This is a genomic window from Paenibacillus sp. FSL W7-1279 (assembly GCF_037969845.1).
Taxonomy (GTDB): domain Bacteria; phylum Bacillota; class Bacilli; order Paenibacillales; family Paenibacillaceae; genus Paenibacillus_AQ.
Genome location: NZ_CP150215.1, coordinates 3,210,977 through 3,230,458, shown reverse-complemented (window position 1 = coordinate 3,230,458; position 19,482 = coordinate 3,210,977). Strand labels below are relative to the sequence as shown.

The following is a 19,482-nucleotide window of genomic DNA, read 5'->3' as shown; positions in this document are numbered from 1 at the left end:
TCATAAGAGATAATAAATAAGGAGATTCGCATGACAGGAACTTTAACTTTAATCCGTTATAACGGAACCGAAAAACACGCTTTGGCCGGATCCAAAGCCTATGCAACCCGCAGCCAAGTCAATGAACGGCCGCAAATCATGCTCTGGTTCGAGACAGAGACGGAACCCGAGCCGCTCCAGTCTTTACCGGACTCGGATGAATTATTGAACAATCCGGATGCGGAGCTTACGATTTATCTGGATACGTTAAAACTCGATGTCTTTGCTCCGCTGGAATTTACGATTGCCCAGGGTTACAACGAGAACTCCAGAAGCCTGGATGCAAGGTTGTATTATTTTGAACACCAAGAGGTAAATGATAACCGGGGACGCATCGAATATAGAGGAAATAGCGTATTTTACGTATATTGGACGGGGACGACGATGGACGTCAACTATTATGACGGCAGTAAGCCGGATACCCGATTGGAGCTGGAAGGCGAGTTTACTATGGAGAAATACGAGGATTGGTTATAAAGAAAAATAGATAATATGCAGCAAAACCCTTCAACCCCGTAGAGCCAACCTTCGTTGGGATGGCTCTACGGGGGGGATATAAGCATCCATACTGCACAGGTTTCTTGAGCCTTACACACCAAACTGTTTCAAGTGATGGTCCAGATGCTTGTATAATCCCCTCCCCCATTGCTCCGGAGTCAATTTACCGAAGAATGCATGAGGATGCGTGGTACATTTCTCAGGTCCGTTCTTTTGGAATGCCACTATTTTTTCTTTCAATTGTTCTCTTTCCGTTTCAAATTCTCTTGGATCCGCAATCAAAATATCCGGAATCGTAGACATATTCCGGGGTAACGGTTTTTCATTATAAAACACAGGCTTCGCGAGATTCCCTACCAGCCTACCTAACCAGCCTCTTGGCGGGTTTGTGATGCCCATGGCGATATCTTGGAACGCGGAGCAGTGAGACAGCATTTGGGCAGCATCCATTTTTCCCCATAACGTTTGTGATTGAGCGCTTAATGCGTCGATTCGGTTTAAGATTTGAGTCATATCTACATGATTGAACATATTATTCATGTTAGCCTCTCCCCATAATGTAATCCATGTCTAAACACCTGATTACATTATAGCTGACCCATCTCCGGGACATTTCTTTTTGATTGCTTTTTTTAATATTTTAATAAGAGAATGAATATCATCAATCCTGTGAAGAAAAGCGAAACTGCAGCCAATAGGATTGAAACTTGATGGTGCCTGCTTTCACGCATGTATTTCCACTCCATATATCCGCGAAAGCAGAAGATTACGGATAATAAGAACGGCCATATGGGATTGGGTCTGCTCCTATCCATCGTCCATATAAGGATGAGTATCGGAATTAATAAAGCCCATGAGCCCAGAAGATACCATTTATGCACCGGTGTATCACGCATCTCTTCCTCGCCGACGTCGATGATCTTCCTTAAGACCCATTGACCAACACAAATAACAAGGAGAATAAATGAGTATAACCCCTCCATTATCATCCTCCTTTAAGTGGAATAATAAGTAAGTGCTTCCTACAGCCATCTCATAAAAAAACCTTTAGACACCTTCACCTGTCTTTCGCGTGCCCAAAACTCCAGCTGCCTGATTCCCTCCGTCTGCTCCTCCGCGAACGTAAAACATAACTTTAGAGGTACGATTGCACGCCCTTTCAGTTTAATCCCGACCACCGGTTTCCTGTCATGGTTGATCAGCAAACATTTCACAGCTTCAACGTTAATTACTGTACCGTTTATGACGATTCCGTCTTGAGTCATTTCCAACATGCCTGGTTTCATCAGATAGGTTCGATATACGGAGATGAGGAATACGGCGGAACAAAAAACTAACCACACCATGCAGGCATAATAAAAGAAGTCCCTTTCTTCATGGCCTCTTATTATATTTCCAAGAAGAATAGCGATTAAAATCAACATCGATATCATCAATCTGATCCCTGAAGGAGCAGAAACTCGAAACATCTTCATATTCATCTTTACACTCCTATCATGAAATAATGAGGGTCTGTATTCTGATCCATATGTATAGGTTCATTATACTTGAACTAACAAAATGTGGTAACCCTATGTACAAACAACAATAAAAAAAGCCCCGATTTAATCGGCAGCTCCTGTCTTTATCTATTTACATTATCTCATATAAAAAGCAATCTGGAATTACATGATCAGCACCTCATTTTCTAATATTTAATGTTTATTACACTCACCCATCGTCTATTCCGCAGTTGCCAATTGATTCGGTTCGATCGGTTTGCTTAGCCAATGTTCGTCGGTTTGTACGTGATTCTTGCGAACGAACTTGGCAACGCTGCGCTTAAAGTCGTCATATGCAAATGCGGAAGCCAGCCGAACCACATAACCTTCCTGCTCCCCGCCGCAGTCTGACTGCTTCGTATAACAAGACTTGGCAGCATCCTCGTCCCAGATTCCCCGGTACAAGACAGGAACCGTGACCAGCCCCAGACGTTCCGCCCATTCCTCCGTCTCATCCCATGACAGGCACACATTCAACTCATTCCATACGGAGAACAGCATGAAGTAGGACGGCAGCGCCGAATACAAAAGCGAATGCTTGGCATATACGTTTTCCCCGCAGAGACGGTAACCCTCCGGAATCATATACTTGATGCCCCCATGCAGCGTCTTCACATAATGACGGGAAGGATGATCCTTGCTGTCCAGCGATCTCGCATGAATGAAACCGGGGTACATCGTGGTGTTCTCCCCGTCCATTTTCTCGGTAATGACGACCTCCTGTCCCGTAAAATGGTCCGTGTTTCGTAAAATCTTATCGTCATCCGTATACCCTCTGGACCAAGGCAAATGCATCGTTTTGGGATACTTTATTTTCATCGTTGTTCACCTCCTTATTTGCCGAAGGTATCGGCTTCTGCGAAGAAATACAGCTCAGCCAGCCTATCTTCGCCTAACAAATGATAGATTTTGGATGCCCCTGCATCCCCTCCATGCAAAATTTCCATATGAAAGCTCACAAGTTGAACGACGTGCTGAATGAATGCATCATCATACCCAAGGTCCTTCAATGTATGGCAGGCAATGCTTGCCGATACGTGCTCGTGCCCATAATAGGAATAGTACCCTCTTGCTTGCTTCCATACTTTGCAGAACGGCTTGCCCGCGTCATGGAACAGCGCTGCTAATTGCATAGCCAGCAGATGCTCGCCTTCATAGAAAGCATTGATATATTCCAGCACGGCATACGTATGCTCCGACAACGTTTTGGAATGATGCGGATTCTCCTGATCATATCCCAGCATCACATTGAAATAGGGAGATTGAGACAAGTAGAGAAATAACTCATCATGACCCGGTCTGCGTGTTAACAGCACTTCCAGTTCTTCTCTTGTAAGCTGCGTTTCGCCGTGCTCATGAACGAGATGCAGATCACTGAATCCTTCTCTCATGACAGGAAATTCAAGGTTCTTGGCATATTTCGTCATGATCTTCTCGTCGAGCCGGCGTTTTCGTCCCTTGACTCTTTCCAGAGCCACTTCATAAGGGGTTGTGCAGATATGGCATTCCACCGATCGATCGCCAAATCGCTTCAGGAACTTCTGTCTCCGCTCCCGGCTGACATTGGTGGCATCAAAAACGACATTTCGTCCGGACGCAAGCGCCTGTTCGATCTCGGCGAAAGCTGCATCAAATACCAGATACGTATTTTTCTGTTTGGATTCGCTGCCGAACAATCTTTCACGGATCGAGTCCGTCGCAACGATGACGGCCCGCTCGCTTTTGCATAATTGTTTGGCATAATAGCTTTTTCCGCTGCCGGGTATCCCCACCAGCATATGAATCGTACACATGTTGTTCACCTCCTTTCATGTCTTGGTTCGCTAGGTGTCATCTTTACGTGTTCGGAGGGAGTTCAAGTCGCCTGTTGGTCAGGTAGATCTCTCAAATGGACAGCGCTTATCGAAGTCCATGCCTCTAAATAATGTACCATCCTTTCGGAGTGATTGAGTAAGTAGAGAATTTTTATACTCAACTTTTACATACCTATAAAAAGGCTGATTGCAACAGGAAGAAGCCCTGCCCGGCAATCAGCCTTCATATCATCCTTTCTATCCTATCTACTCCGTGACTTTCCCTCTCGGAGCTGCTGCGGTTGTATCACGCTCCACCAGCTTGACGGGGATCAGTGTCCGGTCCGGTGTCTGTTTCCCTCTCTCGAGCCAGTTTACAACATGTTCGGCAGCTTGGCGTCCAATCTCGTAAAAATTCTGCTCAACGGTGGTCAGCGGAATCATGACATGCTCTGTGACAGGATTATTATCAAAGCCTATGATCGAAATATCCTCCGGAATACGGATCCCTCGTTCCAAACAGCGGTTCAGCAGGTTGGCGGCGATCAGATCATTCTCCGTCTGAACAGCCGTTACCCCTTCCGTCCGGTAAGAGTCCAGCAGCTCATTATAAAATCGTTCAAAGCCAACCTTCTCTCGATAATCCTTCATATTCAGCCTGATATAACGGCTATCCACGGGAAGTCCATGGTCCTTCAGCGCTTGGCAGTATCCGAAATACCGGTTGCGCACCGAAGAGGTTGATTCAATGCTGACTGCTGTAAGAAACGCGATCTTTCGATGACCGAGCTCAATCAGCCTGGATACGGCTTGATAGGATCCACTGAAATTGTCAGAAACCACCGCCCCAAGCGGCAGACTGTCAAAATATTTATCGATCGTCACGATCGGATAATCCTCAAGGCAAAGTCGATGCAGAATGTCGTAATTCGTCTGATCGTTCCGCGGATACAATATAATGGCCGCAATGCCCTTTCGGGTCAGCATTTCCAGCAGATCGCGTTCTTTCTGGGAATCGTAGTCGCTTTGGTGAATACTCAAATAGTAACCGTTCGCGTTGAGCCAGTCCGAAGCTCCGCGAATATATCCCATCGTGCCGCGATCGTCTTCGGAAGGCAGGATCAGCGATATCATTTTATCCATTCCAACCGACCGCTGCTCTTGCCCACGTTGCCGGGGTTTAACAAAGCTGCCGCTTCCTTTGACACGGTAGATAAACCCGTCCCGCTCCAGCTCCTCAAGCGCTCTTCTTGTTGTAATACGGCTCACGCCGAAGGTGGAGCTTAGCTCGGACTCCGTAGGAAGCTGGGCTTCAGGAGCATAGTGGCCTGAAGAAATTTGTGATTTCAGCTCATCCATCATCACGCGATACAGCGGTGGTTTATTGTCTTTGGTCAACTTGGTTCTCATCCCATCTATATCTATTTTCCAGTGTAAATCTTGTCGTACTAAAATTATAGCGTTTGCATCATCGGCATGTAAACCGCTCCTATCTTCCTACTTCGAGTCATTTCGATTACTTTACATTTGTATAACGTTCATACTGCGCTCGTTTGATATCCAAGTAGCTCTGGGCTCCCATTTTGTCCAGAGTCTTTACGTAGTTATCCCAGTCCGTGTCCAGGCTGGCTTTCCCCGTCACAAACTTCACCCGCATCTCCTCAATGTATTTATTGATATCGGTCAGGATCGCGCTCGTTTGATTGGCTTCCTCATCCGTAGGAACAAAATCTGGCCAAAGCTCTTTAGGCGCCAACTGATCCAGCTCAGCCGGATCCGCCTTAATCTCGTCGGCTACCGTCGTCCCACGCGCCGCCATCCGCAAATCGTCGTCTGGCTCAACATATGGATAATAAGCACCATACACATTATCAACATATTGGAAAGCGCCCAGCTGCACGCCGCCCTTGTAATTTAGAATCTCGTCCTTGTATTTCGGTTTGCCGTCAACCATATCATAGGTTTCGCCCTCAAGTCCAAAGGTGGCAAAGTTAATCCCTTCCTCCCCATAGAAATAATCGATCCACTTGATGGTTTCAACCGGATATTTGTTTTTGTTGGTGATGACAAAGCCGAAAATCCCTTTGGCAGGCGGCCCCAGCACCCCAGCGACTTTATCCCCGTTCGGCCCCTCGAGGGCATGAATGCCTACATAGTTCTCGGCTGCATCCTTACCGATATATCCCGGTCCTTCCCATACAAACGAACCGATCAGATTGTTGGAGCCGTCCGTAGACCACTTCGCATAATCATAGCCTGTCGTAAAATTTTGCTGGGCCAGTGACCCGTCCTTGTACAAATCGCTCATGTAACGGAGCAGCTCTCTGTACTTCGGATCATTAAACGTTGTCTTAACCTGTCCGTCCGCGTCCTTATATAGATATTGACCGAATGCCTTGGCACCGCCTTCCCCCATGCCGAAGCTGCCGGCCAGAAAGCTCTCCAGGAAAGTCCAGTACTGCGATTCAAGCACCCACCCGAGACGGGAGCTGTCCTTCTCCCGAACCTTCATGAGCGCTTGTCGGAACTCCTCGGTCGTCTTGGGCACTTTAAGCCCCGCTTCATCCAGCCAATCCTTATTGATATACAGGCGAACGGAATTGAACGCTTTAGAGAAATCGACGTAAGGCAGGGCATAAATATGCCCGTCCGACATCGTGATGGCTCCCTTAATGTCCGGATTATCCTTCAGGAGTTTGTTCAAATTCGGAGCATGCTGCTCGATCAGGTCCTCAAGCGGAACAAATAAGCCTTGTTTGCCGTATTTCATCAGCTCGTCGGTACCGAAAGCAATGCGATAGAATGCATCCGGCAGGTCGTTGGAGCCAAGCATGACATTTTTTCGTTCGTTGACGGCGGAACCCGCCAGCTCCTCAAATTCGACTTGAATGCCGGACATTTCTTCGTATTTTTGCCACATCCATAATTGATCGGCCGGAGGATGCACATCGGTATACCCGCGCTTGACGATCCTTAGCTTGATGTTTCCGGGATCTCCTTCCGTTCCGGCCGGTTCCGGCTCCGCCTTACCCCCTGAACCGCCGCAGGCGGAAAGCGTCAACGAACATGACATCGTCAAGGCAAGCAAAAGTTTCATTCCTTTTCTCATATCCATATCCCCTCTTTTCATGATTATGAGTTCCAAGCGGTAATGACCGCTCTCTATATCGGCTTACCCTTTGATGGCTCCCACCATGATGCCTTTCTCAAAGAAACGCGACAGCAGCGGATACAACAGGAGCAGCGGCAGCGCGGATAATACGACGATCGCATATTTCAAGCCTTCCTTGACCATCATCTGATCCGCATATTCGGCACCGACCGATATTCCGGCCATTTCCTTGAAGTCGTTCTGAACCAGTATTTCTCTTAAAATCAGCTGCAGCGGAAATTTACTACGATCCGTCAAATAAATCATAGCGTCAAAATATGAGTTCCAATGGCCGACCCCGTAGAACAGGATCATTACGGCAATAATCGGCATCGACAAAGGCAGCACGATTCGAAACAGCATATGAAAATCATTGCAGCCGTCGACGTAGGCGCTCTCTTCGAGCTCCACCGGAATCCGGGTCTGGAAGTAGGTTCGCATAATAATCATGTTGTAGGCGCTGATCGCACCAGGCAGTACCAAGGCCCACATCGTGTTCAGAAGTCCTAGTTCCTTGTTTACCAAATAAAGAGGGATCAACCCGCCGCCGAAAAACATGGTGAAAGCAAACAGCAGCGTAAACAGTCCCTTGCCGTAAAAGCGCTTTCTGGAGAGCGGATAAGCGCCAAATACCGTCATCATAATATTGATCGCCGTCCCTATGAATGCGTACAGAAGCGTATTGGCATACCCTCTCCAGATCTCGCTGTTCTCAAACACTTTGGCATAACTGTCGAGATTGAAGCCTGCCGGGAACAGCAGCAGCGGCTTGTCCCAAATTTGGCGCGGATCGGAAAATGAAGCAAACAAAACAAAGAGAAGCGGGTACAAAATGACGATGATTACCAGAATGGACAGCACTAGAATGATGATATCGGCCAGCTTTTCTCCAGGCGTTCGTTTGATGTTCAGCAGCACTTCTTACATTCCCTCCTTAATCCTGCATCGACGACCTCTACCATAAGCTGGTCTCCCCCGCTTTGCGTGCAACCGCATTGACGATAATCAGGATGATAAAATTGATCACATTGTTGAACAGACCGACTGCCGCCGAAAAGCTGTACTGGGTGTTAAGCAGTCCGCTCTTGTACATGTAAGTGGAGATCACCTCGGAGGTTTCCAGGTTCATCGCGTTTTGCATCAACAGAATTTTCTCGAAGCCGACACTCATGATGCCGCCGGCGCTCAAGATGGACAGGATCACGATGGTCGGAACGATACCGGGAATCGTGATATGCCAAATTCGCCGAAATTTGCTGGCCCCGTCCATATAAGCCGCCTCATACAGGTCAGGCGAGATGCCCGAGATGGCAGCGCTGTAGATGAGCGAAGACCAGCCAACTCCTTGCCATACGCCCGACCAGACGTACAGATGCCAGAATTTCGATGGCTCTGCCAGATAATCGACCGGTTCCCTCCCCAAGGAAACAAGGATGGAGTTGAAGACGCCATTCGTCGGCGAGATAAAGAAGAACAGAATACCGACCGCGACCACAACCGAAATGAAGTGCGGTGCGTAGGAGATGCTTTGGGCGAATGAGCGGAATTTACGATTTCGAATCTCGTTGAACAAAAGCGCAAGCAAGATCGGAGCGGGAATGCCAACCAACAGGCCGTATAAACTGATCCCGATGGTATTCTTCAGAATCGTCCAAAAATAATAAGCGTCAAATAACCGCTCGAAGTGCTCGAACCCGACCCATGGACTGTTCCAAATGCCAAGGCCAGGCATAAAATCCTTGAAGGCGATCTGAACGCCGTACATCGGCCAATAATGCCAGATCAAAAAATAAAGCACCGCCGGCGAGATAATGATATACAACCCGATATTTCGCTTGAGCTGCCTTTTAACATGCGTCCATTTGTTGGACTTTGGAGCGGGCTGTGGGGATGCCGAGTTTAATCGGGCGTCCATGCTTTGTCATGACCTCCTTTTTCTCGATCAAAATAGTAAGTAAATATTAGCCACGGTGGTCGACTAATATCGGCTTCCGTTGGCAATGCATCACCTCCTTTTCGTAACTTACTTGTACTAACAATTTTGAATATATTGATTATTTGTTATAACACATTCTAGTTAGCATTCAATTTCCAGTCAATATGACATCGAAAAATTGCTACTTTAGAAGTATAAATTGCACTTTTGTTATGACAAATTTCGACGGTACAGCCATTGTTAATGATGAGAAACAATCCATTCCATGCGTTTGGTTGACAACAAAAAAAGCCGCGTAATTCACGCGGCTGTTCCTACTATATGGACGACGATACGACGATATGGAAAAAAAGTGTCGTGTTTTTAAAATGGCTGAAGCTTTCGTCTGCTTACAGGTAACCTGCCAGTTTGGCAAGTATTTTTGCTTGTTCGCCCGTCAATATTTTGCCGGATTGTGCGCTAACTTGATTGGAAAAGGCGTTCAGCATGCCTTCCTTGGCAGAGGTGTTACCTCTATTCTCGGCCTCTTTGGCATGGAGGAGTTTACTTGACAGCGATTGTGCGAGTCCTGGATCGCTCGCGGCGAAATGCGCTGCAAGCGCGGACAAGCTGTCATACGTTACAATCACCTCGAAACGAAAGACCGCTTCCGTTTTATTTCCCGCCAGATCGATTGCCTTGACGGAGATATCGTGGGATCCTGGCTCGAAGAAATAGGCAGGACGTTCAATCAGTGAATGAGAACAAGGATTGTCAGCTAACCCAGACAGACTGTCGACGGCGCTGCACGAAACGTATACAGAATCGGTTACGGTATACGTACGCTCACCGGTGAATTCAACGACAGGTGCCGTCTTGTCGATCTGCACCTTCAGCGTCCCCGGAACCTCAGGCACGCCTGAGAAGTTAGTGGCGGAATAGGTGACCGTCGTGACGCCTTCCTTCGTGATTTCAAGCTGGGCCGTATTCCCTTTTATTGTAGTCTTCTCTATTGGCTGTGCCCCTTCCGCAGCGTATGCAATGGAGTACGCGCGGTCGGCAGAGATGGACAAGGACACATCGGAATTCACCCAGCCGTTCTCGTTGGGAGAAGGCGATAGACTAACCGTGGAGACGGGCGGCACACTGTCTTTTACCGTTACAAAGAAATCGTCATAATAGGCTGTTGCCACATTGTATCTGGAAGTTACCGCAATCAGTTTTGCATAAGCCGCATTAGCTGGAGCCTTCCCTCTTAGCGTCACTTTCTGCCATTGGGCCAATCGCGATTCATCCAAATGGGTTTCCAAGGTGGAGATGGTCGCGTTATTGCTATCAAAGAATCGGAACATAAAGCCAGGCTGACCGGATTCAATATAAAGATTCATGCCCGCCGTATATTCCTCTCCCGGAATGACGGGAATCGGATCACTCTGAACGGCAACGGATGCCGTTCTCAGCGTATCCGTAATCTTCAGGCTGTGCGTTCCCGTGAAACTGCGTTCTGTGCTGCGATCATAGCGGTAACCGTTGCCTGGAGCGAATAACGGGCCCCAACCCTTCAACTCCTCTTCGAAGCCGGGATTGGTGACGGGAACAGCCGTATGCGGCGGTTCCTCCACGACCTCACCGTCAACTTCCATCCGATACAGGATCGTATTGGTTTGCATGTCCGTGAAATAGAGATTCCCGTCCGCATGTAGATCGAATCGGGAGGTGTCGGCCAATGTCCGATGTTCCAGCGTTTCAGGGTCAATGACCGTCAGTTTGTTGTTAAACAGCACATAGAGCAGTCCATCCTCCGACCAGCGGAGCGGGTGATGCGCCCATTGGCTGAAATTCAAGCTTGGATACACTTTTTTACTCTTCACGACTTCATACGTATCGGGATCGATCGCAAAAATATACTCATAGGATGCCCCCCAGATCAATCCGTCCGGACCTGCCGAAAGATCTCCGATGAATATCGGTTTATCCAGACCGGGAACCCGGAGTGGAAACTCTGCTATTTTTTGCTGTGTCTCCTCATCCCAGACAAAAATCTTCGCTTCCGCTTCCGTCGGTTCAGAACCCAGTCCGCCTCGAATCGTGGTGGAGCCGAACACCTTGCCGTCATGAACCGTCGTGCTGAGCACGCTCTGATTCTGGACGACATTGCGATGAACGTTGATTTCTCCGGTGACGGTATCATAAACGGTCAATGAGCCGCCCAGCGTGCCGTAGCCGGATATCGTCGAAATGTAGAGCTTGCCTTTGGAACTGGAGATATCTACCAGCCTCTCCTGATCGTTGCCCAGTACGGCCAGTCGCTTCGGATTGTTCGTTCCAGGCTCCGTCGATAAATCGAACTCGTACAGTCCGCCCTCCGGGTACACGCCCATATAGACTTTATTGCCTACGGCATGAACGCTATCCGCTTGGCCGATGCTGAACGGCGTTGCGGTGTTATCCGTCAGATCGACGAGCGAGGATCGCGCCTGCGAGCCGGTGGTGATCAGCTCCGTATCGGACACGCTTTTCAACCGGTTGACAACGCCGGGCAGACCCGGAATAACAGGCGGCAACAGGTGCACTTGCTTCGTTTCGATATTCATGATCGTAACGCCGCCGTCATAACGGACGGTCACCAGATTTTTGCCTGGGTATTCCGGATTATGGGGAAATTCAACCCAATCTACTCCCCGAAATCCGCTGTTGTACTCCATTCCGGTTAACTCGACCTCATGCGTGGCAAGATTAAACGTTTTCAGCTTCTTGTCGGACATATAATACAGTTTTCCGTCAAGCGAGTCCGTTGCGTGCAGCCCCGTTACATTCTCGAGCACAACATCCAGCCAGCTTTCCGTCTGCGTATCGTAGATAAACGCCTCTCCAGGAATGCCGCTTCCGTCCGTATATCGGGCAAACAAATAACGGTTATCAATCGTGCTCAGGTCATACACGGTGTCTTCTTTAATGGGAAGGGAAGCAGCGATATTTGTTTTCTCCCCGGTTGCTAAATTCACGCGTACGATCTGCTTATGCGCGGTGCCGGCATATATATTGCCGCCCTGGTAAGCAATGGAGCGCACATATTCCTGGTCAAGCAACCCGATGACGCGGCCATAATCTTTGGTTTGCTTTGTAGCCGGGTCATACTGATACACTTTGCCGCCGGGATAGGTTCCGACATATACGCGGCCCTGTTCATCCGTGGTGATGCTGTTCGGAACCGACTGGCCGTCGAACTGTGCCACTTGCACAGGGACATGAGTAACCGGTGAGTAACTCCACAGCCTGGCTCCGCCACCGTCAGCCGCAAGGAACAATGTTCCGTCCGGTGCCGTCGTATGTGCCCATGAGCTTTCGGAGGGTCCGATCGGAATACTCCGCAGCAGTTTATAATCCTCCAGGTCGATCACGTTAAGATGCCCCGGCTTTCCTTTACTGGTCGCATAAAGAACGTTGCGGCCTTCTTCCTTCCCTGCCGTACCGTTGAATACGGCAACTGTATAGTTGTTAGGAATGAGAATTTCCTCCGGTGTTCCGTATGTTTTCTGAGCCAGCCTGCTCTCCCCGGAAGCAGCTGCGACACCGCTGCCTCCTGAGCATGCCAATATAAAACAAATTGCAAGCATCAAGACCTGGTACTTGCCACCTTTTCTAAATCTCATAAATAACCTCCTTGGAATCAATCGTTGTCTTCCCGAAAGACCACTGCGCATGCATGCGGGTATCGAACGGGCGTTAGTCTCGGTTTTTGTATACGGATCCTCCTTTTTCAATGCATTGACAAGCCCTTGTAAGTAGAATCCAGAACTTGGACCCGGGTCGTCTGGCCCGTATATTAGGCAAATAGCAAGGTGGTGTCAATCGATATTTATTTTGCTTTCTTACATTTGTCTCGTTAAGGGTCAAAGTGGATTTTGCAAAAGTGGTAGAATAATCGCAAAATCTTCATCGAAAATTTAAAGTTTGGAACCCAATAGATAAATAACTAAACCCGACGGTAAACAAGAAAAAAGCCGCAATTTAAGCGGCCCGGAGCAAAATGTCAATTCGTCTCAAACCCGGCATCCTTCCTTCTTTAGGAAGCTCTTTAGGAAATTCTTCACTTTCGTTTATATCGAAATCCCTTAATTTCTTGAATGCTTCAGTTAAGGTACAACGCGGGGATAAAAAAATAAAAGACTGCCTCTTTAGCAGTCCTTCTTGGTGCTATTGAATGTTATTTAGGTACAGCAGCAACTCTTTCTTTTTGTGTTCGTCCGCCACGGTTGGTGATAAACACCCCGGATAAAATGAGAATTAGGCCGATGATCAGGCTCCGCCCAATCGGTTCATCCAGCAGTGTATATCCCCAGATCATCGCCGTTGCAGGCACGAGATAAGTGACGGATGTCGCGAACTCGGGGCTCCCTTTCAAGACCATATAATTGAACAGAATATAGGCCACGCCAGAACCGAATATGCCCAGGCCAACAAGAGAACCTATACTGGCAGGCTCCGCGATCTTGGCAAGCTCAACCGTTTCCGTTGTAAGAGCGATCACTCCACTCCCTGCCATTGCCCCAAGCAATGTAGCGAACGTTAACTGATACATACTCAGTCCGCCCAATAAACGTTTGGATAACTGCGAACCAACGGCGTAACACAAAGTAGCACCTATCATTGTCGCAAACCCAATGAAATCGACGGTAATAAATGATCCAGGTCGAATGCCGAGCAGAATGATCAGTCCGACAAGCGTGACGCCCATGCCCATCCATTGAATCCGCCTAAACACGGAGCCGAAGAACAGCAACCCGACGATCATGGTCCAGATCGGCGTCGTTGCATTCAATACCGAAGCCATGCTGCTGGCCAGTGGAGGTTGTACAGCGTGATTCTATACAGCGCTCTTGCAGGCAGCTTCCATTGGTATGATTCATGAATAACGTAAGCCTGGCAGCCTTCATGTAGGCTTGCACGCCTGGCGGTACTGCCTCGGTGAAACCCCGTACTGTTTGCGAAACTGATCGGCAAAATGATTGTAACTGTTAAACCCGACATCCTGCGCGGCTTCGTTCGCCGTACGGCCGGAATGGGTCATCAATAAGGCGGCATGGCGAACCCTCATTTGATTCAGATGCTCCACGATAGTGTACCCCGTTTCTTGCTTGAACAAGTGGGCCAGCCTTGACCCCGAAATTCCGATCTCTCGCGATATCGCGTCGATTCGAATATCTTCTTTTAACGATCGGGACAGCAAACCAAGGGTCTGCTCGACTCTGGGATCGAGTCTTTTGTTCATCCGCTGCGCAAGCAGGAGCAAAATTTCACGCAACGAATTCTCACACAGCGCCTCCCATAGGTCCAAACGATCCAGTGAATCTTGAAGTACATTCCGAAATGCTTGCTCGACTCGCCCACGTACACGTTCATCGGGCAGCGTTTCGACTAGAAACTCCTCATAACGCAGCATCCTGTTTTCCGGAAGTCCGGGATAATGAATCCACAGGAAGTTCCAGCGTTTCCCCTTCACAGTTCCGTATTCATGCGCGATATTGGCGCGCAGTAGGCCAAGCTGCCCGGGTCCGCAGCGCTTCTCTCCGGCAGGCGTCCGGACATAGCCCTCTCCATGCAGCGTATAAACAAGCAGCCAATCCTTCATGCCATGAGGGCGACGTAAGCGATAAGCATCGTCTTGATCGAAATGGTCGCCGAATATGGTGCCGGTACTTTCTAAGGGTTTCACGTGCCTGCCCGCCGGCGTTCGCATGAACTTCTCCTCCTTTTGTACCTGTAATAACAGAATAGCAGAATCCCGGTATTAATAAGCAGAAAACTGACTTCCTCTCAAGTTAAGCAGGCGATATTCTATTGTCAATAGGAAAAACAATAAACGTACAGGAGGCATTCCCATGCAAAAGCAGCCAAGAGTATTGACTCAAGAACAGTTGCAATTGTTCGAAACGGAAGGTTATTTAATCGTAAAAGGGCTCTTCCGCCAGGAGGAGGTGTCGGAAATCGAAGCAACGTTTGAGGAGATCAGCCATACTACCGTTCCTGGCCACTTTGAGCCGGTGTTGGATGAGGAAGTTGTCGAACCGCTGAAGCGTTATCCCCGTGTGATGCATCCGCACCGCTTTAATCCGACCGCGATGAAATATATGCTGCACAAGCCTGTTATGGATGTACTGGCCGATTTGTATGGCGAGCCGGCACTCGCGGCTCAAAGCATGTTCTATTACAAACCCCCGGGTTCCCGCGGACAAGCGCTGCACCAGGACAACTTTTACCTGCAGGTCGAGCCGGGTAACTGTATCGCGGCGTGGACCGCAATCGATGCGTCTAATGAAGAGAACGGCGGGTTGCTCGTCGTTCCGAAAACAAGTGATTATGCTCTGGTGTGCCCGGAGGAAGCCGACTCGAACGAGTCGTTCACCACCCATTTCGTAAAGCCGCCCAAGGATAGCAAGGCCCTCCCGGCGATCATGGACAAAGGCGATGTGCTGTTCTTTAACGGCAACCTGATCCACGGCTCCTACCGTAACAAATCCAACCGTTTTCGCCGAGCCTTCATCTGCCACTACGCCAACGCCTCGGCTGCCAAGATCGGTGCTTTCTATCGGCCATTATTCCGGGAGGACGGGACGGAAGTCAATCTCGACATCAATCCGAATGGCGGTCCGTGCGGCGTCGAATTTGATACGGCATATCCCCATTAAATTTCATGCACCAGCGTATACCTTGATAGCGCTGGTCGTGCTGTTTTTAATCTTAATCTTCCCACACATTCTGCAGCGGAAGGCCCAGCTCGCTTCGGGCCGCATCCACAACCATCTGAATAAAAGCGGTTTTCTCCTTCGTATAGGCTTCCATGGAACTTGCGTTTAGGGCAGCCGCCCTTTTTACTGCGCCGTACTGCGTGACAAGCTCCGGATGACTACGCAAATAATCTCGCAGCAAAATTTCATTTCTCGTATGGAACAACGCATCATACATCATAAGGTGAACATTATGAGTCCACTTTCCTTCCGTACGCTTGGCAAATAAATATCTCCCCTGCATTCCGGTTGGAATATGCGTATAGCTAGCCGGATCAAACCTTGATTCATAATAGGCGACCGGCCGGAGCGGCGTCAAACCGACAAAGATGTCGATCACCGGCTTGGATGCCTGCCCGGGAATCGCGGTACTCCCCACATGCTCGATGGCTGCCGCTTCGGCACCAAGTCCCGAAAGCAGCGCTTCTTTTTCGGATTCAAAAGCTTCCGCCCAGCTTTGGTCAAATTCTACAATGGTGATGGTATCCTCCATCACGCTCACCTCGCTTTGCTTTTATTAACCTAAGAGTGGTTTATGAAAATATGTAAGAATTAATTATATATAAAAAAATGCCTTTGATGAAGACTGAGTGGATAATAATTCCACCTCCCATTAAATTCGGCGTAAGGTACAGTATAGAAAAGCCCTACCATAGAGATCTTGGTAGGGCTGATTCATTAGGACAAGTGCATATCAACTAAAATTTTGCATTGTTTTCGATCATTGGCCAATGTTTCAAAGCCTTTCTCGACAATATCGCCGAGCGGTATGAGGCTTGTGATGACCTTGTTCCCATCAATGATACCTCCGGCGAGCAATCGAATCACCTCGGGGAACAGGTTTGCGTAAGCGTAAGAACCGGTAATTTTGGCTTCGGTCTTTACAAAGCTGTTCGGGCTAAAGGTGACCGGCTGTTCCCACAAACTCACAACCTTGAATTCCCCGCCTTTTCTCACCGCACTTACGCCGCTCAAGAATGTAGCCTGCACACCCGCCGCATCAAAGGCTACGTCCACTCCTCCGTCCGTCAGCTCCTTGATTCGTGCAACTGCATCGACTTCAACCGGGTTAAGTACGTGGGTTGCACCTAGCTCCAGCGCCTTCTCCCGGCGGTCATCGGATACTTCCACGACGATGATTTCGCTTGCTCCCGCCGCTTTCACCGCTTGCAGGAGCAAAAGACCGATCGGACCAGCCCCAAAGATGGCTGCCGTATCGCCAAGACGCAGCGTGCTTTGCCGTACCGCATGAACCGCTACGGCCGTAGGCTCGACGAGTGCTCCAAGCTTAACGTCCATTTCAGCTGGAAGCTTAAACGCATTCTCCTCTTTAACAACGGCGTATTCCGCGAACCCGCCAGAAATGGAATAACCGTAACCGCCGCTGTTCGAGCACAGATTCACCATTCCTCTTCGGCAATTGGAGCAATGGCCGCAAGCGATGAGTGGTTCAACGGCCACCTGATCACCGGGCTCCACAGAGGTTACGCCTTCTCCTACTTCAACGACCGTACCGGAGAATTCATGTCCGAGAACCGGCTGCGTGCGGATTGGAAATGTACCCGCTACATATTCATGCATGTCGCTTCCGCATATGCCTGCATAATCCACTTTGAGGAGTATCTTTCCCGCTTCAAGAGGAGGAATGGCCGTTTCTTCAACCCTGATGTCTTTAGTTCCGTATATTTTCGCTGCTCTCATGATGTTATCCCCTTTGCTGTTCACGATGAATGCAAACCGTTCAAGACAAGACGAATAATATGCTCAGCTGCCTGCGCGGCGTTGTCCTCCGCAGGGGGCAAATCGCCGAACACTGGCTCGAGGAACGGGTTCTGTCTGGAAAAGATAACGACCCCCATCACAAAATGGACGGCGTACACAATCGATTCGAACTGAAACACGCCTTGGCTCTTCCCTGCTTCCAGTATGGCTCTTAGATGTACCCAAGAAGGATAATAGGCATTCGAAAGCATCTTGAGCCGGGGACTTTGCATCATCATTTCCTGCTGCAGGATATGAATCAACTCTTCGTTATCGTAACGGTATGCAACAAAACCACGGATAAACGCTTCAAGCGCGTTGATTGGCTCCTCCAAGTTGAAGGACAGCTTCGCAAAATGTTCATTAAGCGGTTCGAACAAAGCATAGAGCAGCTTGTCCTTTCCTCCGAAATGGTAGGATACCAGCGCTAATGCAACGCCTGCTTCGTCGCAAATTTCCCTGACGCTGGTGCCTTCAAAACCTTTTCCGGCAAACAGCTTCTTCGCTGCCCCTAAAATCTTCTGCTTTACGTCCTTTTCCTGATTCTGTACCTGTTCTTCGTTTACCATTCGATATCCATTACCTGTCTACATGTATTTGCTATTCCAATTATTCGTTAAGTTGATTCTTTGATTTGAACGTTCGTTTTGAACAATTGTTCAAGCAGCTGCGAATTCATTTTACTCCTCGTTTTTATTCATGTCAAATGTGTCTGCACCCTTGGATCAAGAGCCGCGGTCTTCCCCGCAGCCATGATCCTCGCCTCCGTATGCAGTTCATACTATCTCGCTCTTCTAGTCTTTAACCATGGAGTGATTCGCCTGGTTCTTCCGATCATTTTAGGGAGCAGCATCAATGCGACGATACAAGAAATGATCAAATACACGGACTGGACTCCTTTCTCTTCCGACAACATCTGTTCCACACTCGTACCGATCAGCAGAACAGGATGTTTCGTATCGTCCCCCGGTAAGGGAAAGGCTTCCAACTGGCCTTTGTTAGCCCGGCCAATTACCGTCACCCAATCCCCGGGGGAGACGGCATAATAACCGTAAGCCGTACCCTTGGGACTTTCCATCAGCAGCGGTCGGGATGAATTTCCTTGGTAAATCAGGGAGACATGTTTCGAGTCAACCGTCGCAAAATTCAGCGGAAGCCAGTCCGTGTAAAACCTGAACCGTTCCGCCTGAACCGTTACTCCGTTAAGCTCTGAACTTCCCCATGATTGGTGGCTTCCGTTATCATCCAGCTTGTAATCGCAACCACCCTTACCGCATTCCCAGCGGAACGGCTCTTTCTGGAGCAGAGCATAAAGATCCTGGAGCTTGCCTTCATCCGTATATGCCGCTTCTCCCCCAGCCTGACCTTCGAGACGTACATAGCCAGTCATTTCGGATGTCAAATGATGGACCGGCTGAGCTTTGTTTATAATGGTCGTGAGCCGGGCGGAATTCCAATACATTAGAAGCGATCCAAGCAGGATAATCCATCCGATCGCTTCCATAATCCGAAACCAGAACCGATCGAAGCGGGTGTCTTCGGATCGTTTACGTTGTTTTCTCGCTTTCTGCTTATATGTATGGATACCTGTACGACTGGGTTTATTTTTGCGTTGCTTGACCACGGGTTTTATCTCCTCCTCCCGTTAACGATGTCAGAGATGACAATTATCATATACGACTGCCAGGTACGCGGGGTTTCAATCGGCATCAGACAATGGATAGGATCAATACGGACCCTTCTACTCTTGTTCGCGACTGGAATGGCAACTATGTAGCGGAGCATCGAAGAACGGATGAAGAATTTGACATAAATCACAATCGCCGTTATTCCTTAATAATGTCAGAGTGACTTCATCTATTAGTGCGCAATAGATAAACTTCCCTTTCCTGCCGGCTCAACATAAAAAAACCGTCTACAAGTAGACGGATCGCACAAGCTAAGCTATTTCCATTTCAATAGCGATTTCTGTGGATTATCAATTAACCCACTTTGT

The 19,482-nt window shown here is 48.7% G+C and carries 18 protein-coding genes; 2 read left to right on the top strand and 16 right to left on the bottom strand.

The annotated features are described in order from the left end of the window. Nucleotides 1-30: 30 nt before the first annotated feature. Nucleotides 31-516, top strand: coding sequence for a hypothetical protein (locus MKY82_RS14400; RefSeq protein ID WP_339296390.1), 486 nt, complete (start codon nucleotides 31-33; stop codon nucleotides 514-516). A 111-nt stretch (nucleotides 517-627) separates the two neighbouring features. Here the strand turns inward: MKY82_RS14400 and MKY82_RS14395 are convergent, their stop codons facing one another. The 12 genes from MKY82_RS14395 to MKY82_RS14340 all read right to left on the bottom strand — a co-directional run bounded on the left by MKY82_RS14395 (nucleotide 628) and on the right by MKY82_RS14340 (nucleotide 14,677). Beyond that, nucleotides 628-1,077, bottom strand: coding sequence for a DUF1569 domain-containing protein (locus MKY82_RS14395; protein ID WP_220685495.1), 450 nt, complete (start codon nucleotides 1,075-1,077; stop codon nucleotides 628-630). A 92-nt stretch (nucleotides 1,078-1,169) separates the two neighbouring features. After that, complete coding sequence (locus MKY82_RS14390) at nucleotides 1,170-1,433, bottom strand: DUF4181 domain-containing protein (protein WP_339224440.1); 264 nt, start codon at nucleotides 1,431-1,433, stop codon at nucleotides 1,170-1,172. Between the two features lie 126 nt (nucleotides 1,434-1,559). Continuing rightward, on the bottom strand, nucleotides 1,560-2,018 hold the full coding sequence (locus tag MKY82_RS14385) for a hypothetical protein (protein WP_220685496.1): 459 nt from the start codon (nucleotides 2,016-2,018) through the stop codon (nucleotides 1,560-1,562). 240 nt (nucleotides 2,019-2,258) lie between these two features. Beyond that, entirely contained in the window at nucleotides 2,259-2,897 is a 639-nt protein-coding gene (locus MKY82_RS14380) for an RNA ligase family protein (RefSeq protein ID WP_220685497.1), read from the bottom strand. A 14-nt stretch (nucleotides 2,898-2,911) separates the two neighbouring features. After that, nucleotides 2,912-3,871 carry an AAA family ATPase gene (locus tag MKY82_RS14375; protein WP_339223687.1) on the bottom strand — a complete coding sequence of 320 codons (960 nt, stop codon included), beginning with the start codon at nucleotides 3,869-3,871 and terminating at the stop codon, nucleotides 2,912-2,914. A 267-nt stretch (nucleotides 3,872-4,138) separates the two neighbouring features. Continuing rightward, nucleotides 4,139-5,269: a GntR family transcriptional regulator gene (locus MKY82_RS14370; protein ID WP_339296389.1), complete on the bottom strand. Its 1,131-nt coding sequence runs from the start codon at nucleotides 5,267-5,269 to the stop codon at nucleotides 4,139-4,141. Nucleotides 5,270-5,387: 118 nt separating this feature from the next. Next, complete coding sequence (locus MKY82_RS14365; RefSeq protein WP_339296388.1) at nucleotides 5,388-6,980, bottom strand: ABC transporter substrate-binding protein; 1,593 nt, start codon at nucleotides 6,978-6,980, stop codon at nucleotides 5,388-5,390. Nucleotides 6,981-7,043: 63 nt separating this feature from the next. Next, entirely contained in the window at nucleotides 7,044-7,940 is an 897-nt protein-coding gene (locus MKY82_RS14360; RefSeq protein WP_339296387.1) for a carbohydrate ABC transporter permease, read from the bottom strand. A 37-nt stretch (nucleotides 7,941-7,977) separates the two neighbouring features. Then, complete coding sequence (locus tag MKY82_RS14355; protein ID WP_071221841.1) at nucleotides 7,978-8,937, bottom strand: ABC transporter permease subunit; 960 nt, start codon at nucleotides 8,935-8,937, stop codon at nucleotides 7,978-7,980. 410 nt (nucleotides 8,938-9,347) lie between these two features. Continuing rightward, nucleotides 9,348-12,590: a hypothetical protein gene (locus MKY82_RS14350; RefSeq protein ID WP_339296386.1), complete on the bottom strand. Its 3,243-nt coding sequence runs from the start codon at nucleotides 12,588-12,590 to the stop codon at nucleotides 9,348-9,350. Nucleotides 12,591-13,144: 554 nt separating this feature from the next. Next, nucleotides 13,145-13,759 carry an EamA family transporter gene (locus MKY82_RS14345; protein ID WP_339296385.1) on the bottom strand — a complete coding sequence of 205 codons (615 nt, stop codon included), beginning with the start codon at nucleotides 13,757-13,759 and terminating at the stop codon, nucleotides 13,145-13,147. A gap of 111 nt (nucleotides 13,760-13,870) precedes the next feature. After that, the gene (locus MKY82_RS14340; protein WP_339296384.1) at nucleotides 13,871-14,677 is read right to left on the bottom strand and encodes a helix-turn-helix domain-containing protein; all 807 of its coding nucleotides are present in this window, start codon (nucleotides 14,675-14,677) and stop codon (nucleotides 13,871-13,873) included. Between the two features lie 142 nt (nucleotides 14,678-14,819). On the opposite strand from MKY82_RS14340, the gene MKY82_RS14335 reads away from it, so the two are divergent. Beyond that, nucleotides 14,820-15,626 (top strand): phytanoyl-CoA dioxygenase family protein, encoded by an 807-nt coding sequence (locus tag MKY82_RS14335; RefSeq protein ID WP_194542373.1) that lies wholly within the window; start codon nucleotides 14,820-14,822, stop codon nucleotides 15,624-15,626. A gap of 52 nt (nucleotides 15,627-15,678) precedes the next feature. Here MKY82_RS14335 and MKY82_RS14330 read toward each other — a convergent pair whose 3' ends face one another. The 4 genes from MKY82_RS14330 to MKY82_RS14315 form a co-directional block, all read right to left on the bottom strand. Then, the gene (locus tag MKY82_RS14330; protein WP_220685504.1) at nucleotides 15,679-16,218 is read right to left on the bottom strand and encodes a GrpB family protein; all 540 of its coding nucleotides are present in this window, start codon (nucleotides 16,216-16,218) and stop codon (nucleotides 15,679-15,681) included. Nucleotides 16,219-16,403: 185 nt separating this feature from the next. Then, complete coding sequence (locus tag MKY82_RS14325; protein WP_339296383.1) at nucleotides 16,404-17,426, bottom strand: 2,3-butanediol dehydrogenase; 1,023 nt, start codon at nucleotides 17,424-17,426, stop codon at nucleotides 16,404-16,406. 20 nt (nucleotides 17,427-17,446) lie between these two features. Then, nucleotides 17,447-18,055, bottom strand: a complete 609-nt coding sequence (locus tag MKY82_RS14320; protein ID WP_339296382.1) for a TetR family transcriptional regulator — start codon at nucleotides 18,053-18,055, stop codon at nucleotides 17,447-17,449. 212 nt (nucleotides 18,056-18,267) lie between these two features. Further along, nucleotides 18,268-19,110, bottom strand: a complete 843-nt coding sequence (locus MKY82_RS14315) for a hypothetical protein (RefSeq protein WP_339296381.1) — start codon at nucleotides 19,108-19,110, stop codon at nucleotides 18,268-18,270. Nucleotides 19,111-19,482: the final 372 nt, after the last annotated feature.